This window comes from Burkholderia sp. AU28863, from assembly GCF_002223195.1.
Taxonomy (GTDB): Bacteria; Pseudomonadota; Gammaproteobacteria; order Burkholderiales; family Burkholderiaceae; genus Burkholderia; species Burkholderia sola.
This window is the reverse complement of sequence record NZ_NKFE01000005.1, coordinates 1,818,177-1,835,258: the sequence shown is the minus strand read 5'-3', so window position 1 is coordinate 1,835,258 and position 17,082 is coordinate 1,818,177. Positions and strand designations below refer to the sequence as shown.

The following is a 17,082-nucleotide window of genomic DNA, read 5'->3' as shown; positions in this document are numbered from 1 at the left end:
CAAAAAAAGGGATTCCGATGACGATGCTGCCTTCCCGTTTGCCGTTGATCCAGGCCCCGATGGTGGGCTCGCTGAGCCCGCTCGCGATTGCCGTGTGCGAAGCCGGCGGACTCGGTTCGCTCGCGTGCGCGGCGCTCGGCCCGCAGCAGTTGCGCGACGAGATCGCGGCGATCCGCGCGCGCACGGCCGCGCCGTTCAACGTGAATTTCTTCTGCCATGCGCCGCCCGCGTCCGATGCCGAGGTCGACGCCCGCTGGCGCGCGGCGCTCGGCGGCTACTACGCGGAAGCCGGGCTCGACCCGGCCGACGTGAAAGGCGGCCCCGGCCGCGCGCCGTTCGACGATGCGATGTGCGCGGTCGTCGAGGAACTGCGGCCGGCCGTCGTGAGCTTCCATTTCGGGTTGCCGGACGACGCGCTGCTCGACCGCGTGCGTCGCACGAGGGCACAGGTGGTGTCGTCCGCGACGACCGTCGAGGAGGCGCGCTGGCTCGATGCGCGCGGCGTCGACGCGATCGTCGCGCAGGGGGCGGAGGCCGGCGGCCATCGCGGGATGTTTCTGACCGACGATATCCACGCGCAACCGGGCCTGTTCGCGTTGCTGCCGCAGATCGTCGATGCCGTCCGCGCGCCGGTGATCGCGGCCGGTGCGATCGCCGACGGGCGCGGCATCGCGGCCGCGTTCGCGCTCGGCGCGAGCGCGGTGCAGATCGGCACCGGCTACCTGCTGACGCCGCAGGCCGGCCGCTCGGCGCAACATCGAGCGGCCGTGCGCGCCGCCCGCGACGACGGTACGCGCATCACCAACCTGTACACGGGCCGCCCCGCACGCGGGCTGCTGACGCGCTTCATGCGCGAACAGGGGCCGATGAGTGCGCTCGCGCCCGCGTTTCCGCTCGCGACGGCCGCGGTCGATCCGCTGCGCGGCGCGTTCGAGCGGCAGGGCCGCGACGATTTCTCGCTGCTGTGGTCGGGCGAGGCCGCGGCGCTCGCGCGCGAAGAAGATGCCGGCGAACTGACGCGGCGCCTGTGGCGCGACGCGCTCGCCTGCGCGGCCGGGCTGCGCGACGCGTTTCCGAAGGCTGGCTGAACGGTCGGGAGGGGCGCCGGCGGGGGAGCATCGGCGTATGATCTGGATTTTCGTCAGCCCGATCCAGGCACCCCACCATGACTTCCGTCGACACTACCCCCGTCCTCGACCATGACAAGCTCGTCACCTTCATCGAGCGCAAGTGGAACGATGAAATCCTCCACGCGCTGACCGACTACATCGCGATTCCCGCGAAGAGTCCCGCATTCGACCCCGACTGGGCGAAGCGCGGTTATCTCGAACGCGTCGTCACCGATGCCGCGCAGTGGGCCGAACGGCAGCCCGTGAAGGGCCTGAAGCTCGAAATCGTGCGTCTGCCGGGCCGCACGCCGGTGATCTTCTTCGAGTCGCCGGCCACGCGTTCGGGCAGCACCGACACGATCCTGCTGTACGGCCACCTCGACAAGCAGCCCGAATTCGACGGCTGGCGCGCGGATCTCGGCCCGTGGACGCCGAAGTTCGAGAACGGCAAGCTGTACGGCCGCGGCGGCGCGGACGACGGCTATGCGATCTACGCGAGCCTCGCGGCGCTCGGCGCGCTCGACGAGCAGGGCGTCGAGCGGCCGCGTTGCGTCGGCCTGATCGAGACCTGCGAAGAGTCGGGCAGCTACGACCTGCTGCCGTACGTCGACGCATTGCGCGACCGGCTCGGCCAGGTATCGCTCGTCGTGTGCCTCGATTCGGGCGCCGGCAACTACGACCAGATGTGGCTCACCACGTCGCTGCGCGGCCTCGTGTCCGGCGACCTGCAGGTCGAGGTGCTCGAAGAAGGCATCCACTCGGGCGTGTACGGCGGCATCGCGCCGTCGAGCTTCCGCGTGATGCGCCAGTTGTTCGAACGCCTCGAAGACGCGAAGAACGGCAATCTGCTGCCGGGCGTGTTCCATTGCGAGATTCCGTCGAGCCGCGTGCGCGAAGCCGAAGCGGCCGCCGCGATTCTCGGCGATACGGTGTGGAAGGGGCTGCCCTGGGCGTGCGGCCAGGACGGCAAGCCCGTGCTGCCGACCACGACCGATCCGCGCGAGGCGCTGCTGAATTCGACGTGGCGTCCGTCGCTATCGGTGACGGGCGCGGCCGGCATGCCGGCGCTCGCCGATGCGGGCAACGTGCTGCGTCCGCGCACCGCGTTCAAGCTGTCGCTGCGGCTGCCGCCGCTCGTCGACGCCGTGCAGGCCGTGCAGCAGCTGAAGGAACTGCTCGAACTCGATCCGCCGTACAACGCGAAAGTCACGTTCAAGCCCGACGCAGGCGCCGCGACGGGCTGGAGCGCGCCGGATCTCGCGCCGTGGCTCGCGTCGTCGCTCGACGCCGCGTCGCGCCGCCACTTCGGCGCCGACTGCGCGTACATGGGGCTCGGCGGCACGATCCCGCTGATGAACGTGCTGCAGGAAGGCTTTCCCGCCGCGCAATTCATGGTGTGCGGCGTGCTCGGGCCGAAGTCGAACGCACACGGCCCGAACGAGTTCCTGCACGTGCCGTATGCGAAGAAGCTCACGGCGGCGGTGGCCGACGTGATCGCGACCGCGCGCTGAGCGTCGCAGCGTTCGACGTACCGATTCGACGTACCTATTGCCCGACCCGAACCGACTGGATGGAGTGTTGCCGATGACCGCACTGCCGACGCCCGACACCGAACCGCTGCGCATGCGCGCCGAACCGCTGCATGCATTCGTCGCGGCACTCTGGGAGCGGGCCGGCAGCAATCCGCGCGAGGCGACGCTCGTCGCCGATCATCTGGTCGGCGCGAATCTCGCGGGCCACGATTCGCACGGGATCGGGATGATCCCGAATTACGTCGCATCGTGGCGGGAAGGGCAGTTGCAGCTGAACGCGCACGCGTCGATCGTCCGCGACGGCGGCGCGGTGCTGACGATCGACGGCGGGCGCGGCTTCGGCCAGGTGATCGCGTTCGAGGCGATGGTCGAAGGGATCGAGCGGGCGCGGCGCATGGGCATCTGCGCGATCGGGCTGCGCGACGTCCATCACCTCGGCCGCATCGGGCACTGGGCCGAGCAGTGCGCGCGCTCGGGGCTCGTGTCGTTCCATTTCGTCAACGTGCCGGGCGACCTGCTGGTCGCGCCGCTGCACGGCACCGATCCGCGTTTCGGCACGAACCCGTTCTGCGCCGCGTATCCGCGTGCGGGCAAGCCGCCGCTGCTGCTCGATTTCGCGACGAGCGCGATCGCGTACGGCAAGACGCGGGTCGCGTACAACCAGCGCAAGCGCGTGCCGGCCGGGTCGCTGATCGACCACCGCGGCGAGCCGACCGACGATCCGGCCGTGATGCACGAGCAGCCGTTCGGCGCGTTGCTGCCGTTCGGGCTGCACAAGGGATATGCGCTCGCGGCGATGTGCGAGATCTTCGGCGGCGCACTCGTGGGCGGGCATACGACGTACGGCGATACGCTGCAGAAGACGAGCGCGATCGTCAACGGGATGCTGTCGGTGCTGATCGATCCGAAAGCGTTCGACGCGGCCGATGCCGAACGCGAAGCCGATGCGTTCGTCGCGTGGGCGAAGGCGTCGCCGCAGGCCGGCGATACACCGGTGCAGATGCCCGGCGAACCTGAAGAAGCGAGCCGCGCCGCACGCGGCACGACCGGCATTCCGGTCGACCGCGCGACGTGGCGGCAGATTCGCGAGAGCGCGGCGGCCGTCGGCATCGACGCGGCCGCGCTCGATGCATGGACGCAGCGCTGCGAGGTGCCCGCATGAGCTGGCAGGCGGAGAAGGCGCACGGCGAGGAAATCGCGTACCAGCTTGCGCCGCTCGGTACGGTCGCCGTTGCGCGGTTCTTCAGCGGGGCGGCGTTGCGGCTCGATGGCGTGATGTTCGGCTTCATGTCGCGCGGGTCGCTGTTCCTGCGTGTGGATGACGTGAACCGGCCGGCGTTCGTCGCGGCGGGGATGGGGCCGTTCTCGTACGCGCGGCCCACGCGCACCGTCTCGCTCGAGGGCTATTACGAGACGCCGGCCGACGTGCTCGAGGATGCGGGCGCGCTGTTCGACTGGTGCCGCAGCGCGTATCGCGCGGCGCTGCTGGCCGGGCCGCCGAAGCGCAAGGCGAAGGTGGCGTCGGAGACGGTGTCCGGGGTGGGGCCGAAGGCCGCGTCGAAACGTGCAGCGAAACCGGCAGCGAAGCCGGCAGCGAAATCGGTAACGAAACCGGCAGCGAAGCCTGCGACGAAACCGGCAACGAAATCCGCGTCGGCACGGAAAACGAAACCGGCGGCGAACGCAGCATCGAAACGCGCGTCCGCGCAGAAAGCGAAACCGGCATCGCAATCGTCGACCGCGCCGGCACCGAAACCCGCGACGAAGCGCAAGCAGGCGTAGTTCCCGATCACGAGAAGCGACAGCGTCGCGGTTTTCGCCTTCCTTACTTTTTCAGGCGTGCCCGTCGCGGCCGACCAGCACGCTGCGCGACCAATGTGCCCGCACGATCCGGTGCGTGAATGCATCGAGCTTGACGCACCGCACGTCCCGCATGCTTCACAACGGCGGCCCCGGCGTTTATGATCGGCGCGGGTTGCGCCCATGCCTCGCGCGACCCGCGCCGGCCCCGCCGCCGGCCCCGCGAACGGCGCACCGGACGCCGCGCGGAACGCTTCCCCACCCATCATTCCAGACGGAGACAGCGGATGCTCGTCCTGATTCTCGGTTTAGCGATCTTCCTCGGTGTGCATTCGATCCGGATCGTCGCCGACGGCTGGCGGTCCGCGACGATCGAGCGGATCGGCGAGAAGGGCTGGAAGGGCGGTTACGCGATCGCGTCGATCGTCGGCTTCGTGCTGATCGTCTGGGGGTACGGGCTCGCCCGCGCGGGCGCGACGCTGCTGTGGGTGTCGCCGGTCGGCGTGCGCCACCTGACGGGCATGCTGACCGCGGTCGCGTTCGTGCTGATCGCCGCATCGTACGTGCCGCGCAACCGGATCAAGACGCTCGTCGGGCATCCGATGCTGGCCGGCGTGATGGTCTGGGCGGTTGCGCACCTGCTCGTGAACGGCACCGTGCACGCGGTCGTGCTGTTCGGCGCGTTCTTCGTGTGGTCGATCGTCGATTTTGTCGTGTCGCGTGCGCGGGATCGCCGCGACGGTGTCCGCTATCCGGCCGGCGCGCTGGCCGGCGACGTCGCGGCCGTTGCGGCCGGGCTCGTCGCGTGGGCCGTGTTCGCGCGGTTCCTGCACGGCCCGCTGATCGGCGTGCGGCCGTTCGGCTGAACGCGCACGCCGGGCCGGACCGGCTGCCGCGGCAACGGCGCGCGTGCATCAGATCGGCTTGACGAACAACCCGACGGTCAGCAGCGCGCCGATGCAGACGATCGCGATGCGCAGCACGCGTTCGTTCACGCGATGCAGCGCCCACGCGCCGAGCAGGCCGCCGACGATTGCGCCGGCGCCGAGCGCGATCGCCGCGCGCCAGTGCAGTTGGGGCGACGTCACGAACAGCACGACGGCCGATGCGTTCATCACGCCCGCGAGCGCATTCTTCGTCGACATCGCGTGACGCGGCGGCAGGCCGGCCATCGTCAGCGCGGCCATCATCAGGAACCCGATGCCGCCGCCGAAGTAGCCGCCGTAGACCGCGATCAGGAACTGCGAGACCCCGGCCGCGACGGGGCCGAGATGTTGCGCGCCAGCGCGCGGTTTGCGAAAGAAACTGCCCCACGCGAACACGACCGTCGCGAACAGCACGAGCCACGGCACCAGATGCGAGAAGATCGACGACGGCGTTTTCAGCAGCAGCAGGCCGCCGAGCGCACCGCCGGCCACGCTGATCGCGAACAGTGCGCGAAACGGCAGCCTGCCCACGCCGCTCACCATGTTCCGGCTCGCCCAGCCGGTCGTGACCTGACCGGGGAACAGTGCGACCGTCGACGTGATGTTGGCCGCGAGCGGCGACATGCCCGACACGATCAGCGCGGGCAGCGTGATGAACGAACCGCCGCCCGCGAGGGCGTTCTGCAGGCCGGCCCAGAGGCCGGCGAGGATGATGAGAGCGAGCATCGGTGCGGGAACGGGAACAGGTTGGGCGTGCTTGCCGGATGCGGGCAGGCGCGGCGGACGCACGATGGTAATGCAGGATCGCGGGCGCGGGAAGAAACGACGCGGCGGGATAATCAAAACATCACCTGCCCCGGTGAAATGCCGATCGAGTCGCAAAAGGGGCATGCCGGACAATCCGGAGCATTTTCTCGGATCGCGGGAAAATCTGCGCGAATCGACCCGCCGACCTTGTTTTCGTGAAACGCATGCGAACCGAGGCGGAATATCGGTGTGAAAGTCAATAGAAGCGTCTAAATGTTCTGATATTCGATCGCGATGTGCGGGAATGTGCGGTGCTTCGCGCGGAAGCCGTGCCGGCCGGGCATGCAGCGCCCGGTGACGCCCGCCCAGGCTTTGCCGCCGCGGGCCCTGCTTCACTGCCGGCTTGCGTGCGCGATGCGCGGATCGACACAGTCGAAAACGGTTTTGTTTTATTGTTCATTCGCGCGCATCGTTTCATTTAAACCCGATACGCATCGCGTCAGGTTGCGATTTATTGCAGCGCGGTGCACAATCGTTCACAAGTGCAATAAATCCGTAGCGGATTTTCTCAGTGGCACGAATACTCCCCGCCATTCGCTGCCCGCCATTTCGGCGGACGCACGATTCGTGCGTCGGGCTCGGCGGCGCGACTGCCGATTTCCGGTCTATCGCGAATCACGGAGCACATGCGCCCGAGGCACGATGCCGTCGGCCCATCGGCCGGCCGGTCCCGACAGTACAGCAAGAGCGCAACATGGCGACTTCCATCGACCTCAATCTTCTCGTCGTTCTGGACGCATTGCTGTCCGAGAACAGCGTCGTGGGCGCGGCCAACGCGCTCGGCCTCAGTCCGTCCGCCCTCAGCCGCTCGCTCGCACGCTTGCGGGTGATGACGGGCGATCCGTTGCTGGTGCGGGCCGGGCGCGATCTCGTCCCGACTCCGCGCGCGCTCGAGTTGCGCGACAGGGTGCATGCGCTCGTCGTGGAGGCGCACTCGGTCATGTGTCCGTGCGAACGGGTCGACATGAGCACGCTCAAGCGCACGTTCTCGATTCGCGCGAACGAGGCATTCGTCGAGACCTTCGCGCCGGCGCTGCTCGAACACGCGTCGCGCGCCGCGCCCGACGTGCGGCTGCGCTTCGCGCCGAAACCCAACAAGCATGTCGACGCGCTGCGCAACGGCGACATCGATCTCGAGGTCGGCGTGATCGGCCAGGCCGGCCCCGAGCTGCGCGTGCAGGCGCTGTTTCGCGACCGCTTCATCGGCGTGGTCCGCGCCGATCATCCGCTGGCGACCGGCGAAATCACGCCGCAACGCTTCGCATCGTTTCCGCAAGTGAGCGTGTCGCGCCGCGGGCAGTTCAACGGCCCGATCGATACGCTGCTCGATTCGCTCGGCATCGCGCGCTCGGTGACCACCGTCGTGTCGAGCTTTCCGACCGCGCTGTCGCTCGCGCGCAGTTCGGACTTCGTCGCGAGCGTGCCGGAGCGGCAGACCGAACGGTCCCGCGTCGGCATGTACAGCTTCACGCTGCCGTTGCCGATCGCGGACCTGACCGTCTCGCAGATCTGGCACCCGCGTTTCGATCGCGACCCCGCGCATCGCTGGCTGCGCGATTGCGTGCGCGGTATCTGCGCGCCGCGCGTGGCCGAGGCGATCGCACCCGCTTGTCATGCGGTCGCTTCGATGTGACGCGTCATGCAACTCTGGTGGCGTGCGTCAACGTCATTGATACATTGCGTCTCGTGCATCTTCCGCAGCGTAAATCGATTCGGTATGCTCGAATCCATTGTGACAACGCCGGAGATAATGCGTGGGACGATCGTTGCATGTGAATTCGCCGAATATTCGTGACGCCTTTAAAGAATAAATATCCAATCCGAGGGGTATGTGAATTGAGGTGAACGGTGGAAATAACGAATCTGAAACATTGGCGTCTTATTCTGGATGGAGAAACGAATGATTCAGTGTGCGGCGAATATAGCGGCTCCCGTGGATGTCGCGCTGAGCATGCGCGAATGCGAGGTGTTGCGATGGGCGGCGGAAGGGAAGACCGCCTATGAGATCGGCATCATTCTCGGCCTGACCGAGCGGACGATCAACTTCCATATTTCGAGATCGATCGTCAAGCTCAACGCGTCCAACAAGACCAATGCGGTCGTGAAAGCCGTGTTGATGGGCCTGATCGTGTTTGCTTGAACGGTACCGGGGCGTCCGTCGCGGACCCCCGGTTGCGGCATCAGATCGCGCCCTGGAACGACAGCACGCGCGTTCTGAACTCCTCCGGCACCGGCACCGTGGTCTTGCTGCCGTAGTCGAACATCACATGCGTGGACACGGCCCGCGCGACCACGGCCGGATCGTCGGCCGAATCCTCGGTGCCCGCCTGCCCGTCGCGCACCATCAGGTATTCCAGTTCGAAGCTCTTCGAGCCGAAGCGCGTGACGCTGCTGCGGACCGTGATCGTATCGCCGTACTGCGCGGGCTTCAGATATTCGCACGAGGTCTTGACCATGATGTGCGGCAGCTTTTCCGAATAGGGCAGCTCGAGCAGATCGTGCATGTAGGTCAGGTATGCGTGCTGCAGATAGTCGTAATAGACGGGGCTGCTCACATGGCCCATCGCGTCCGTTTCCCGATACTTCACGTCGATTCGGGTTTCAAAATATTTTCTTGTCATTACGAGGCTCCTTGGCAGAACGGCTGGTGAGAACGTTTTTGGCAGGAGTTAAGTTAGACGTGAACCGCATATCGGAATACTGTCGGAAATCACAGATATCCACTATGTGAAATGCTTCTGAGATAAATGACAGTATCACCGGGGACTTGACCGCGCTCTAATTGGCTCCGTAAATCGGCATCCGATCAGCGAGAGTGGAGCGTTAAATGGAAAAATCCGTTGAGGCAGCGGTGACGCAAGGCGTGGCGGTGATCAGTGCGCAGCGGTTGCGCACCGAGTTGCCCTGCGATCCCGGCCTGGCACGGTCGATCGGCGATGCGCGGCGCGCATTGGCGCGCATCATCGCGGGCGACGACGACCGGCTGGCGCTGATCGTCGGCCCGTGCTCGATCCATGATGCGGACGCCGCGCTGGCGTTCGCGCGCCGGCTCGCGCCGCTGCGCGAGCGGTACGCCGACGTGCTCGAGATCGTGATGCGCGTCTATTTCGAAAAGCCGCGCACCACGGTCGGCTGGAAAGGGCTGCTGAACGACCCGTATCTCGACGGCAGTTTCCGGATCGAGGACGGCCTGCGCGTCGCGCGCAAGGTGCTGCTCGGCATCAATGCGCTGGGCTTGCCGGCCGCGACCGAATTTCTCGATCCGATGACCGCGCCGTATCTCGACGACCTCGTGTCGTGGGGCGCGATCGGCGCGCGCACGACCGAATCGCAGATCCATCGCCAGGCGGCATCGGGGCTCGACCTGCCGGTCGGTTTCAAGAACGGCACCGACGGCAACGTGAAGGTCGCGATCGACGCGATCCGCGCATCGCGGGCGTCGCACAGCTACCTGAGGTCGTCCGTGTCCGGCAGCGTGGAAATCGCGACCACGCGCGGCAATCCCGACACGCATATCGTCCTGCGCGGCGGCAAGACGCCGAACTACGATGCCGCCAGCGTCGCGGCCGCCTGCGCCGCGCTGCGCGACGCCCATCTTCCCCCGTATGTCGTGATCGACGCCAGCCATGGCAACAGCGGCAAGCAGACCCGCGCGCAGATCGACGTCTGCGGCAACGTCGCCGCGCAACTGCATCGCGGGGAGCGCGCGATCGTGGGCGTGATGATCGAGTCGTTCCTCGTCGAGGGGCGGCAGGACCTGGTGCCGGGCACGCCGCCGGTATTCGGCCAAAGCATCACCGACGCATGTCTCGGCTGGGATCACACGGCCGAACTCGTCGAGCAGTTGGCTGCCGCGGCGGTTGCGCGGCGGCGTTCGCCAGCCGGCTTCATCGCGCACGGCGCCGCCGTCGCGATGCAGGCCGTTTCTTACTGAATGAAAGGAGCTCTCTTGAACTCACCCATCGACATCGCCCGCGCGCTCGACTGGAAAGGCGACGGCGCCAGCCGCACGCCATACGAGGCGTATACGAGTGAAGCGCTGTACCAGCGGGAACTCGAGCGCCTGTTCTATGCGAATCACTGGTGCTACATCGGCCTCGAAGCCGAAGTGCCGTCCCCCGGCGATTTCCAGCGCACGGAAGTCGGCGAGCGATCCGTCGTGATGACGCGCACGGAGGACGGCGAGATCGTCGTCTTCGAAAACGCGTGCGCGCACCGCGGCATGCAGTTCTGCCGCGAGCGCTCGGGGAAAGCGAAGGATTTCCACTGCCCGTATCACCAGTGGAACTACGACCTGAAGGGCAACCTGATCGGTGTGCCGTTCCGGCGCGGCGTGCGTCAGGGCGGCACGATCAACGGCGGCATGCCGGCGGATTTCGAGCCCGGCAAGCATGCGCTGCGGCGCCTGCGCGTGTCGACGCGCGGCGGCGCCGTGTTCGCGTCGTTCGACGAGAACGTCGAATCGTTCGAGGACTTCCTCGGCCCGCGCATCCTGCCTTACTACGATCGCCTGTTCCACGGCCCGAAGCTGACCGTGCTCGGCTACACGCGGCAGCGCGTGCCGAGCAACTGGAAGCTGATGGTCGAGAACATCAAGGATCCGTATCACGCGGGGTTGCTGCATACCTGGTTCGTCAACTTCGGCCTGTGGCGCGCGGACAATCCCGCCCGGCTCGTGACCGATGCGCATCACCGGCATGGCGCGATGGTGTCGATCCGCAGCGGCGGCGGCGGCGGTGAAGTGACCCACAACGTGACGAGCTTCAAGGAGCGCATGACGCTGCACGACGACCGCTTCCTCGATGTCGTGCACGAACCGTGGTGGGGCGATCCGACCGTCGTGATGCTCACGCTGATGCCGAGCGTCATCATCCAGCAGCAGGTCAATGCGTTGTCGACGCGTCGCATCCGGCCGATCGGCCCGGGCGTGTTCGACTACGTGTGGACGCATTTCGGTTTCGAGACCGACACGGAGGAGATGACGCGGCGCCGGCTGCGTCAGGCCAATCTGTTCGGGCCGGCCGGCTTCGTGTCGGCGGACGACGGCGAGGTCATCGAATGCGTGCAGCAGAGCTTCGAGCAGATTCAGCACGGCAACGTTTACAACGAGCTCGGCGGCCGGCAGATCGACGAGCAGACCGAACACATGGTCAGCGAAACGCTGGTGCGCGGCATGTACCAGTACTGGCGCCAAGTGATGGAGGCCTGAATGAGCACGATCACGACACGAACGGGCCGACCGTCCGCCGAGCCGCACGCGGGCGGCGCGAACTTCGAGGATTTCTATTCACTCGTCCAGTTCAATGCGCGGTACGCGGCCGTGCTCGACGGCGGCGACTGGGACGCATGGCCGGAATTCTTCGTCGAGCAATGCCGGTACACGGTGGTGCCGCGCGAGAACCACGAGCGCAACCTGCCCCTCGCGGTGATGGACTTCGAGAGCAAGGGCATGCTGAAGGATCGCGTCTACGGGATCAAGGAGACGCTGTTCTTCGATCCGTACTACCAGCGCCACGTGATCGGGCTGCCGTTCATCACGTATCTCGACGACGCGGTGATCGAGGCGGAGACGAACTACGCGGTGCTGCGCACGAAGACCGAGCAGATGAGCGACGTGTACAACACCGGGCGCTACCTGGACCGGATCGTGCGTACGCCGCACGGGCTGCGTTTCGAGTCGCGCATTTGCGTGTACGACAGCGAGATGATTCCGAACTCGCTGATTTATCCGATCTGAACGAGGTGCCGAAAGTGACTACGGAATGGATCGATGCGGTCGCGCCGGAAGCGGTGCGCGCCGACGGAATACTCGGCGTCTGGGTGGGCGGCCGCGACATCGCGCTGTATGCGGTCGGCGACGAGATCTTCGCGACCGAGAACCAGTGCACGCATGGCGACGCCCGATTGAGCGACGGCTTCCTGCTCGACGACGAGATCGAATGCCCGCTGCATCAGGGGCGCTTCAGCGTGCGGACCGGCATTGCGCTGTGCGCGCCGCTGACGACGTGCGTGCACACCTATCCGGTGAAGATCGAGAACGGCCGCGTGTTCGTGCAGCTCGCGCCGGCCGATGCGGCGACGCCGGCGGAGGCGCGATCATGAGCGCGTACGTGGTGTTCGATATCGACGTGCACGACGTCGATGCGTACCAGGCCTACCGCCGGCTCGGCGCGCCGACGGTGGCCGCGTACGGCGGGCGCTTCCTGGTGCGCGGCGCCGAAGTCGAGACGCTGGAAGGAGACTGGGCGCCGAAGCGCGTCGTCGTGCTCGAATTCGAGTCGGCGGAGCGCGCCCGCGAGTGGTATCGGTCGGAGGGCTATCAGGCGGCCAAGCGTCTGCGCGAGCCGGCCGCGCGGACGATCGGCATCCTGGCCGACGGCTACGTGCCGGCGGCCGGCGATCCGCGTTAAGCGAAGTCGAAGTTGAAGTCGAGGGGGTGCCGCGCCGTGTCGATCGGCGCGGCACCCTTTTTTCATTCGGGGCGCCGTCGAATGCGGCCCGCGCCGTCGATTCATCGATGACGGCAATGCGATCCGGCGGAGACTTCCGCCGCCTGTCGCCTGTCGCCCGGTTACCCGGTCGATCGCTCCGCCGGGCGACACGGCTTCCGGCGGTTTCCGTTCACGACGTCACGCATGACGGTAGCGGATCGACCAGACCGCCAGCAGCGTCGCGCCGAACAGCAGCAGGCAGCCGAACGAGAAATCGTTCAGCGCGAGCATGTGCGCTTCGACGTCGATCGCATGCGAGACCGACGCGAGCGCGCCGGACGGCGACAGCCCCGCGTGATCGAGCCGCGCGAACCAGTCGCCGGACGCGAAATCGTACGGCGTGATGTGGTCGACGAGATAGGTGTTGTGCACGCGGGAACGACGCTCGAAGTAGGTTGGCGCGACCGAGGTCGCGACGCTGGTGCCGATCCGGCGCAGCGCGTTCTGCAGCCCGGATGCCGCGGGCAGCCGCTCGCGGGGCAGCCCGGCAAGCGACAGCGACACGAGCGGCGTGATGAAGAACGCGGTGGCGGCGCCCATCAGCAACGAATTGGCGGCGATGTCGCCGAGGGTCACGTCGCTGTTGAAATGCATGCGCCAGAACGACGCGGCGCCCCAGCCGACGAGCGCGACGGTCGCGAGCAGGCGCGGGTCGGTGCGGCCCTGGAAGCGGCCGAGCAGCGGCGCGATCACGATCCCCGCGACGCCGAGCGGCGCGGTGGCGATGCCGGCCCAGGTGGCCGTGTATCCCTGCTGGGTCTGCAGCCACAGCGGCACGAGCACCAGCGCGCCGAAGTAGAGCCCGAAGCCGACCGTGATCGCGAGCGTGCTCGTCGTGAAGTCGCGGTCCGCGAACAGCCGCAGGTCGACGATCGGATGGTTGTCGGTCAGCTCCCAGAGGATCAGCGCGACGAACGACACGATGCTCACGACCGCCAGCATGCGAATTTCGTCGGAGGCGAACCAGTCGAGGTTCTGGCCGCGATCGAGCAGCAACTGGAACGAACCGAACGCGGCGGTGAGCAGCAGCAGCCCGACGACGTCGACCGGCAGCCGCCGCGTCGCGTTGTCGCGTCCCTTCAGCAGCCGCGCGAGCACGCCCAGCACGAGCACGCCCGGCGGCACGTTCACGTAGAAGATGTACGGCCAGCTCAGGTTGTCGGTGATCCAGCCGCCGGCGATCGGCCCGAGCACCGGCGCGACGAACGTCGTGGTCTGCCACACGGCCAGTGCGACGTGGCGGCGCGCCGACGGGAATACCGCGAGCAGCAGCGCCTGCGACAGCGCGGTGATCGGGCCCGACGCGGCGCCCTGGAGCGCGCGAAACAGCAGCAGCGACTCGAAGTTCGGCGCCATCCCGCACAGGACCGACGTGAGCACGAACAGCAGCACCGACACGCGAAACAGCCGCACCTGGCCGAAGCGCTGCGTGAGCCAGCCGGTGAGCGGCAGCGTGATCGCGAGCGGCGTCGCGAACGAGGTCAGCATCCACGTGCCCATGTCCGGGGCGACGCCGAGATCGCCCGCGATGGTCGGGACGGCGACGTTCGCGATCGTCAGGTCGAGCGTCTGCATGAAATTCGCGACGCTGACCGCGATCGCGACGAGCGCCAGCGGCATGCCGGCGAGCGGCTCCAGCGGCAGTTTCGGCGCCGCGTTCCGGGTGAAGAAGCGCATCGTCAGGCTCCCGGTGCGAGCGGGCGTGCGCCGCTGTTCGCGCGAATTGTCTCGGTGACGAGCGCCTCGCCCGCTTCGTCGTCGTCGCGATAGATCGACGTGGCGTCGATCGACCGGCGCGCTTCGGGCGGACGGGCGGGCGGCGATGCCGATGCGGTGCCGGGGCCGTGATCGACCGGCACCGATGCCGTCATCGACAGGCCGATACGCAGCGGATGCGCGCGCAGTTCGGCGGGATCGAGCGCGATCCGGACCGGCACGCGCTGGACGACCTTGATCCAGTTGCCGGTCGCGTTCTGCGCGGGCACGGCCGCGAATGCGGCGCCGGTGCCGGCTTCGAGCCCGACGACGCGCCCGTGGAACACCACGTCGCTGCCGTACAGGTCCGAGAACAGCTCGACCGGCTGCCCGGCGCGCATGCCGCGCAGTTGCGACTCCTTGAAGTTGGCCTCGACCCACACGTGATCGAGCGGCACGAGCGCCATCGACGGCGTGCCGGGCGACACGTGCTGGCCGACCTGCACGACCCGGCGCGTGACGAGCCCGCCGAGCGGCGCGTGTATTTCGGTGCGGCGCAGCGCGAGCGCCGCGCTGCGGACCCGGGCGGCCGCCGCGCGCACGAGCGGATTCGTATCGATCGATGTGCCGTCGGTGCGCGCGAGGGTCGCGTCGTAGGCAGCCTGCTGCGCGTTCAGCGCGGCTGCCGCGCCGTCCATCGCATCCCGCGCATGGCGCAGATCCTCGCGCGACACGCCGCCGTCTTGCGCAAGGCTCAGCCGGCGCTGCAGGTCGTCGTTCGCCTTCGCCCATTCGGTGCGCCGCACCCGGATCTGCGCTTCGTCGCGCACCGCGTCCGCATGCGCGGTGCGGTATTGGCGCACCGCATGCGCGAGTTGCGCGACCGCTTCGTCCAGCGCGAGCCGGGCGTCGGTCTTGTCGACGCTGAACAGCAGGTCGCCGGGGCGGACCCAGTCGGCATTCTGCACGCGCACGGCGTCGACGGTGCCGCCGATCTGCGGCGAGATCTGCACGACGTCGCCGGAGACGTACGCGTCGTCGGTCGTCTCGGTGCCGCGCGTGGTGGCCCACGCGACGGCGGCGAGGCCGGCCGCGCCGGCGAGCGCGATGAAGAACCAGCGGAAGTAGCGCCGGCGCGCGCGCTGCAGCGCGGGCTCGGCGGCGGGGGATTCGGGACGGTTCATTGGGTGACTCCAGTGGAAGTGGCGCCGCCGAGCGCGGCGATCAGGCGGGCATGCTCGATCGCGAACGACGCGTCCGCGCGGGCGACCGATGCGCGGTCCTCGAGCAGCCGGCCTTCGGCGAGCAGGACGTCGAGGTAGCCGGAAATGCCTTTCCGGTAGCGCTGCGTTTCGATGGTGTAAGCCTGTTGCGCGCGCGACAGCGCCTCGCGCTGAAGCGCGCGCTGCCGGCCGAGGGTGTCGATCTGGACGAGGGTGTCGCTGACCTGCGCGAGCGCGTTGACGACCGTGTCGTCGTACGTCGCGACGGCGGCGTTGTACGCGGCGGTTTGCGCGCGCAGGCCGGCGCGCAGGCGCCCGCCCTCGAAGATCGGCAGCGTGATCGCGGGGCCCGCGCCGAGCGTGCCGCTGTTGCCGTGGAACAGCGCGCGGAAGCCGAAGCTCTGCACGCCGGCGAAGGCCAGCAGGTTGACGTCCGGATAGAACGCGGCGCGCGCCGCGTCGATGTTCGCCGCTTCGGCTTCGACCCGGTAGCGCGCGGCCAGGACGTCGGGCCGGCGGCCGATCAGCGCCGCGGGCAGGACGGCCGGCATCGGCAGCGCCGCGGCCGGCGGCGCGGCGGGCGTCAGCGCATCGGCGTAACCGGGCCCCCGGCCGACGAGCGCGGCGAGCCGGTGGCGCAGCCGGGCCGACGCGGCCGCATGCATGTCGATGTCGGCTTGCGCGTGCGGAATCGGTTCGCTCGCCCTGAGCACGGCGACCTGCATGTCGAGGCCGGCGTCCGCGCGTTGCGACGTGAGGCGCAGCAGATAGCTGTGTTGCTGCAGCGTATCGCGCGCGATCGCGAGCAGTCGCTGTTCGAGCGCGAGTTGCAGATACGTTTCGACGATCGCCGCCTGCAGCGACACGGCGGCCGCGCGCTCGAGCGCGCGCTGCTGGTCCGCACGCAGCGCGGCGGCGCGCGCCAGCGCGTGCTGCCGGCCGGCGATGTCGAGATCCCACGACGCGCCGAGCAGCGCCTGCGCATCGACCTGCCAGTGCCCGGCCGCGGGCGGCGGCGTCCGGTAGCTGCCCGGCAGGCGCGTCGGCACCGCGCTCGCCGTCGCGCCGAGCTGCGGCAGCAGCGCGGCGTTTTCGACGTCGGCTTCGGCCAGCGCCTGCGCGACCCGTTCGCGCTGCGCCTGCAGCGTCGGTGCGCCGGCCAGCGCATCGTCGACGAGGCGATCCAGCTGCGCATCGCCGAACGCGGTCCACCAGCGTTCGGCGACCGTCGGCGAGCCGGCGTCTGCGGCGCGGATCGCGGCGCCCGCATCGAGCTGCTCGACGGGCGTGATCCGGGCCGCCGGGCGTTGCGGGCCGAACGGCGCGCAGCCGGCAATCGCGAGCGCGGCGAGCGCAGGAACCAGGCGGCGGGCACCGCGCGCTCGATCGATGAATAGGGGCATGGTCGGTTTCCTGTCGCGTGAAGGCAAACGATCTGTATCTAAAAATATATCTTTAGATATTATTTGGCGATCGGCAACTGGTAGAAATGGCAGTCG

General features: G+C 68.1%; 16 protein-coding genes and 1 pseudogene. 12 read left to right on the top strand and 5 right to left on the bottom strand.

Translation table 11 applies throughout. From position 1 onward, the window contains the following. Positions 1-17 precede the first annotated feature (17 nt). From CFB81_RS24875 to CFB81_RS24855, 5 genes are all read left to right on the top strand, one after another. On the top strand, positions 18-1,088 hold the full coding sequence (locus tag CFB81_RS24875; protein ID WP_069617328.1) for a nitronate monooxygenase family protein: 1,071 nt from the start codon (positions 18-20) through the stop codon (positions 1,086-1,088). A gap of 77 nt (positions 1,089-1,165) precedes the next feature. Next, positions 1,166-2,620 (top strand): M20 family metallopeptidase, encoded by a 1,455-nt coding sequence (locus tag CFB81_RS24870; RefSeq protein ID WP_089436850.1) that lies wholly within the window; start codon positions 1,166-1,168, stop codon positions 2,618-2,620. Positions 2,621-2,693: 73 nt separating this feature from the next. Beyond that, complete coding sequence (locus tag CFB81_RS24865; RefSeq protein WP_069617326.1) at positions 2,694-3,803, top strand: malate/lactate/ureidoglycolate dehydrogenase; 1,110 nt, start codon at positions 2,694-2,696, stop codon at positions 3,801-3,803. Continuing rightward, positions 3,800-4,423 (top strand): TfoX/Sxy family protein, encoded by a 624-nt coding sequence (locus CFB81_RS24860; RefSeq protein WP_089437130.1) that lies wholly within the window; start codon positions 3,800-3,802, stop codon positions 4,421-4,423. Before CFB81_RS24865 ends, CFB81_RS24860 begins: the two co-directional genes overlap by 4 nt. Positions 4,424-4,728: 305 nt before the next feature. Further along, positions 4,729-5,307, top strand: a complete 579-nt coding sequence (locus tag CFB81_RS24855) for an NnrU family protein (protein ID WP_069617324.1) — start codon at positions 4,729-4,731, stop codon at positions 5,305-5,307. Between the two features lie 48 nt (positions 5,308-5,355). Here the strand turns inward: CFB81_RS24855 and CFB81_RS24850 are convergent, their stop codons facing one another. Further along, positions 5,356-6,093 (bottom strand): sulfite exporter TauE/SafE family protein, encoded by a 738-nt coding sequence (locus tag CFB81_RS24850; protein WP_069617323.1) that lies wholly within the window; start codon positions 6,091-6,093, stop codon positions 5,356-5,358. 775 nt (positions 6,094-6,868) lie between these two features. Here CFB81_RS24850 and CFB81_RS24845 point away from each other — a divergent pair. Together CFB81_RS24845 and CFB81_RS24840 are read left to right on the top strand one after the other, a co-directional pair. Continuing rightward, positions 6,869-7,807 carry a LysR family transcriptional regulator gene (locus CFB81_RS24845; protein ID WP_069617321.1) on the top strand — a complete coding sequence of 313 codons (939 nt, stop codon included), beginning with the start codon at positions 6,869-6,871 and terminating at the stop codon, positions 7,805-7,807. A 309-nt stretch (positions 7,808-8,116) separates the two neighbouring features. Then, positions 8,117-8,314: pseudogene (locus CFB81_RS24840) on the top strand (LuxR C-terminal-related transcriptional regulator); the annotation flags it as partial. Between the two features lie 40 nt (positions 8,315-8,354). Here the strand turns inward: CFB81_RS24840 and CFB81_RS24835 are convergent. Further along, positions 8,355-8,795, bottom strand: a complete 441-nt coding sequence (locus tag CFB81_RS24835) for a thioesterase family protein (RefSeq protein ID WP_069617320.1) — start codon at positions 8,793-8,795, stop codon at positions 8,355-8,357. A 206-nt stretch (positions 8,796-9,001) separates the two neighbouring features. Between CFB81_RS24835 and CFB81_RS24830 the strand changes: the two genes are divergently transcribed. The 5 genes from CFB81_RS24830 to CFB81_RS24810 are packed head-to-tail and all read left to right on the top strand — an operon-like array spanning position 9,002 to position 12,584. After that, positions 9,002-10,108, top strand: coding sequence for a 3-deoxy-7-phosphoheptulonate synthase (locus CFB81_RS24830; protein ID WP_089436849.1), 1,107 nt, complete (start codon positions 9,002-9,004; stop codon positions 10,106-10,108). Between the two features lie 15 nt (positions 10,109-10,123). Then, entirely contained in the window at positions 10,124-11,383 is a 1,260-nt protein-coding gene (locus CFB81_RS24825) for a Rieske 2Fe-2S domain-containing protein (protein WP_050018149.1), read from the top strand. Then, positions 11,384-11,911, top strand: a complete 528-nt coding sequence (locus tag CFB81_RS24820) for an aromatic-ring-hydroxylating dioxygenase subunit beta (RefSeq protein ID WP_089436848.1) — start codon at positions 11,384-11,386, stop codon at positions 11,909-11,911. A 14-nt stretch (positions 11,912-11,925) separates the two neighbouring features. Continuing rightward, positions 11,926-12,276 carry a non-heme iron oxygenase ferredoxin subunit gene (locus CFB81_RS24815; protein WP_069617317.1) on the top strand — a complete coding sequence of 117 codons (351 nt, stop codon included), beginning with the start codon at positions 11,926-11,928 and terminating at the stop codon, positions 12,274-12,276. Beyond that, entirely contained in the window at positions 12,273-12,584 is a 312-nt protein-coding gene (locus tag CFB81_RS24810; protein WP_047902672.1) for a DUF1330 domain-containing protein, read from the top strand. The genes CFB81_RS24815 and CFB81_RS24810 overlap by 4 nt, the downstream gene beginning before the upstream one ends. 219 nt (positions 12,585-12,803) lie before the next feature. Here the strand turns inward: CFB81_RS24810 and CFB81_RS24805 are convergent, their stop codons facing one another. From CFB81_RS24805 to CFB81_RS24795, 3 genes are read right to left on the bottom strand one after another with little or no spacing between them, the layout of a single operon-like run. Next, entirely contained in the window at positions 12,804-14,342 is a 1,539-nt protein-coding gene (locus tag CFB81_RS24805) for a DHA2 family efflux MFS transporter permease subunit (RefSeq protein WP_069617316.1), read from the bottom strand. Between the two features lie 2 nt (positions 14,343-14,344). Beyond that, positions 14,345-15,544: an efflux RND transporter periplasmic adaptor subunit gene (locus tag CFB81_RS24800; protein WP_050014931.1), complete on the bottom strand. Its 1,200-nt coding sequence runs from the start codon at positions 15,542-15,544 to the stop codon at positions 14,345-14,347. Continuing rightward, positions 15,541-16,986, bottom strand: a complete 1,446-nt coding sequence (locus CFB81_RS24795) for an efflux transporter outer membrane subunit (protein ID WP_089436847.1) — start codon at positions 16,984-16,986, stop codon at positions 15,541-15,543. The genes CFB81_RS24800 and CFB81_RS24795 overlap by 4 nt, the downstream gene beginning before the upstream one ends. Positions 16,987-17,082: the final 96 nt, after the last annotated feature.

Coding starts and splice junctions, on each gene's coding strand:
- CFB81_RS24875 (WP_069617328.1), top strand. CDS start 18: ATGACGATGCTGCCTTCCCGTTTGCCGTTGATCCAGGCCCCGATGGTG.
- CFB81_RS24870 (WP_089436850.1), top strand. CDS start 1,166: ATGACTTCCGTCGACACTACCCCCGTCCTCGACCATGACAAGCTCGTC.
- CFB81_RS24865 (WP_069617326.1), top strand. CDS start 2,694: ATGACCGCACTGCCGACGCCCGACACCGAACCGCTGCGCATGCGCGCC.
- CFB81_RS24860 (WP_089437130.1), top strand. CDS start 3,800: ATGAGCTGGCAGGCGGAGAAGGCGCACGGCGAGGAAATCGCGTACCAG.
- CFB81_RS24855 (WP_069617324.1), top strand. CDS start 4,729: ATGCTCGTCCTGATTCTCGGTTTAGCGATCTTCCTCGGTGTGCATTCG.
- CFB81_RS24850 (WP_069617323.1), bottom strand. CDS start 6,093: ATGCTCGCTCTCATCATCCTCGCCGGCCTCTGGGCCGGCCTGCAGAAC.
- CFB81_RS24845 (WP_069617321.1), top strand. CDS start 6,869: ATGGCGACTTCCATCGACCTCAATCTTCTCGTCGTTCTGGACGCATTG.
- CFB81_RS24835 (WP_069617320.1), bottom strand. CDS start 8,795: ATGACAAGAAAATATTTTGAAACCCGAATCGACGTGAAGTATCGGGAA.
- CFB81_RS24830 (WP_089436849.1), top strand. CDS start 9,002: ATGGAAAAATCCGTTGAGGCAGCGGTGACGCAAGGCGTGGCGGTGATC.
- CFB81_RS24820 (WP_089436848.1), top strand. CDS start 11,384: ATGAGCACGATCACGACACGAACGGGCCGACCGTCCGCCGAGCCGCAC.
- CFB81_RS24810 (WP_047902672.1), top strand. CDS start 12,273: ATGAGCGCGTACGTGGTGTTCGATATCGACGTGCACGACGTCGATGCG.
- CFB81_RS24805 (WP_069617316.1), bottom strand. CDS start 14,342: ATGCGCTTCTTCACCCGGAACGCGGCGCCGAAACTGCCGCTGGAGCCG.
- CFB81_RS24800 (WP_050014931.1), bottom strand. CDS start 15,544: ATGAACCGTCCCGAATCCCCCGCCGCCGAGCCCGCGCTGCAGCGCGCG.
- CFB81_RS24795 (WP_089436847.1), bottom strand. CDS start 16,986: ATGCCCCTATTCATCGATCGAGCGCGCGGTGCCCGCCGCCTGGTTCCT.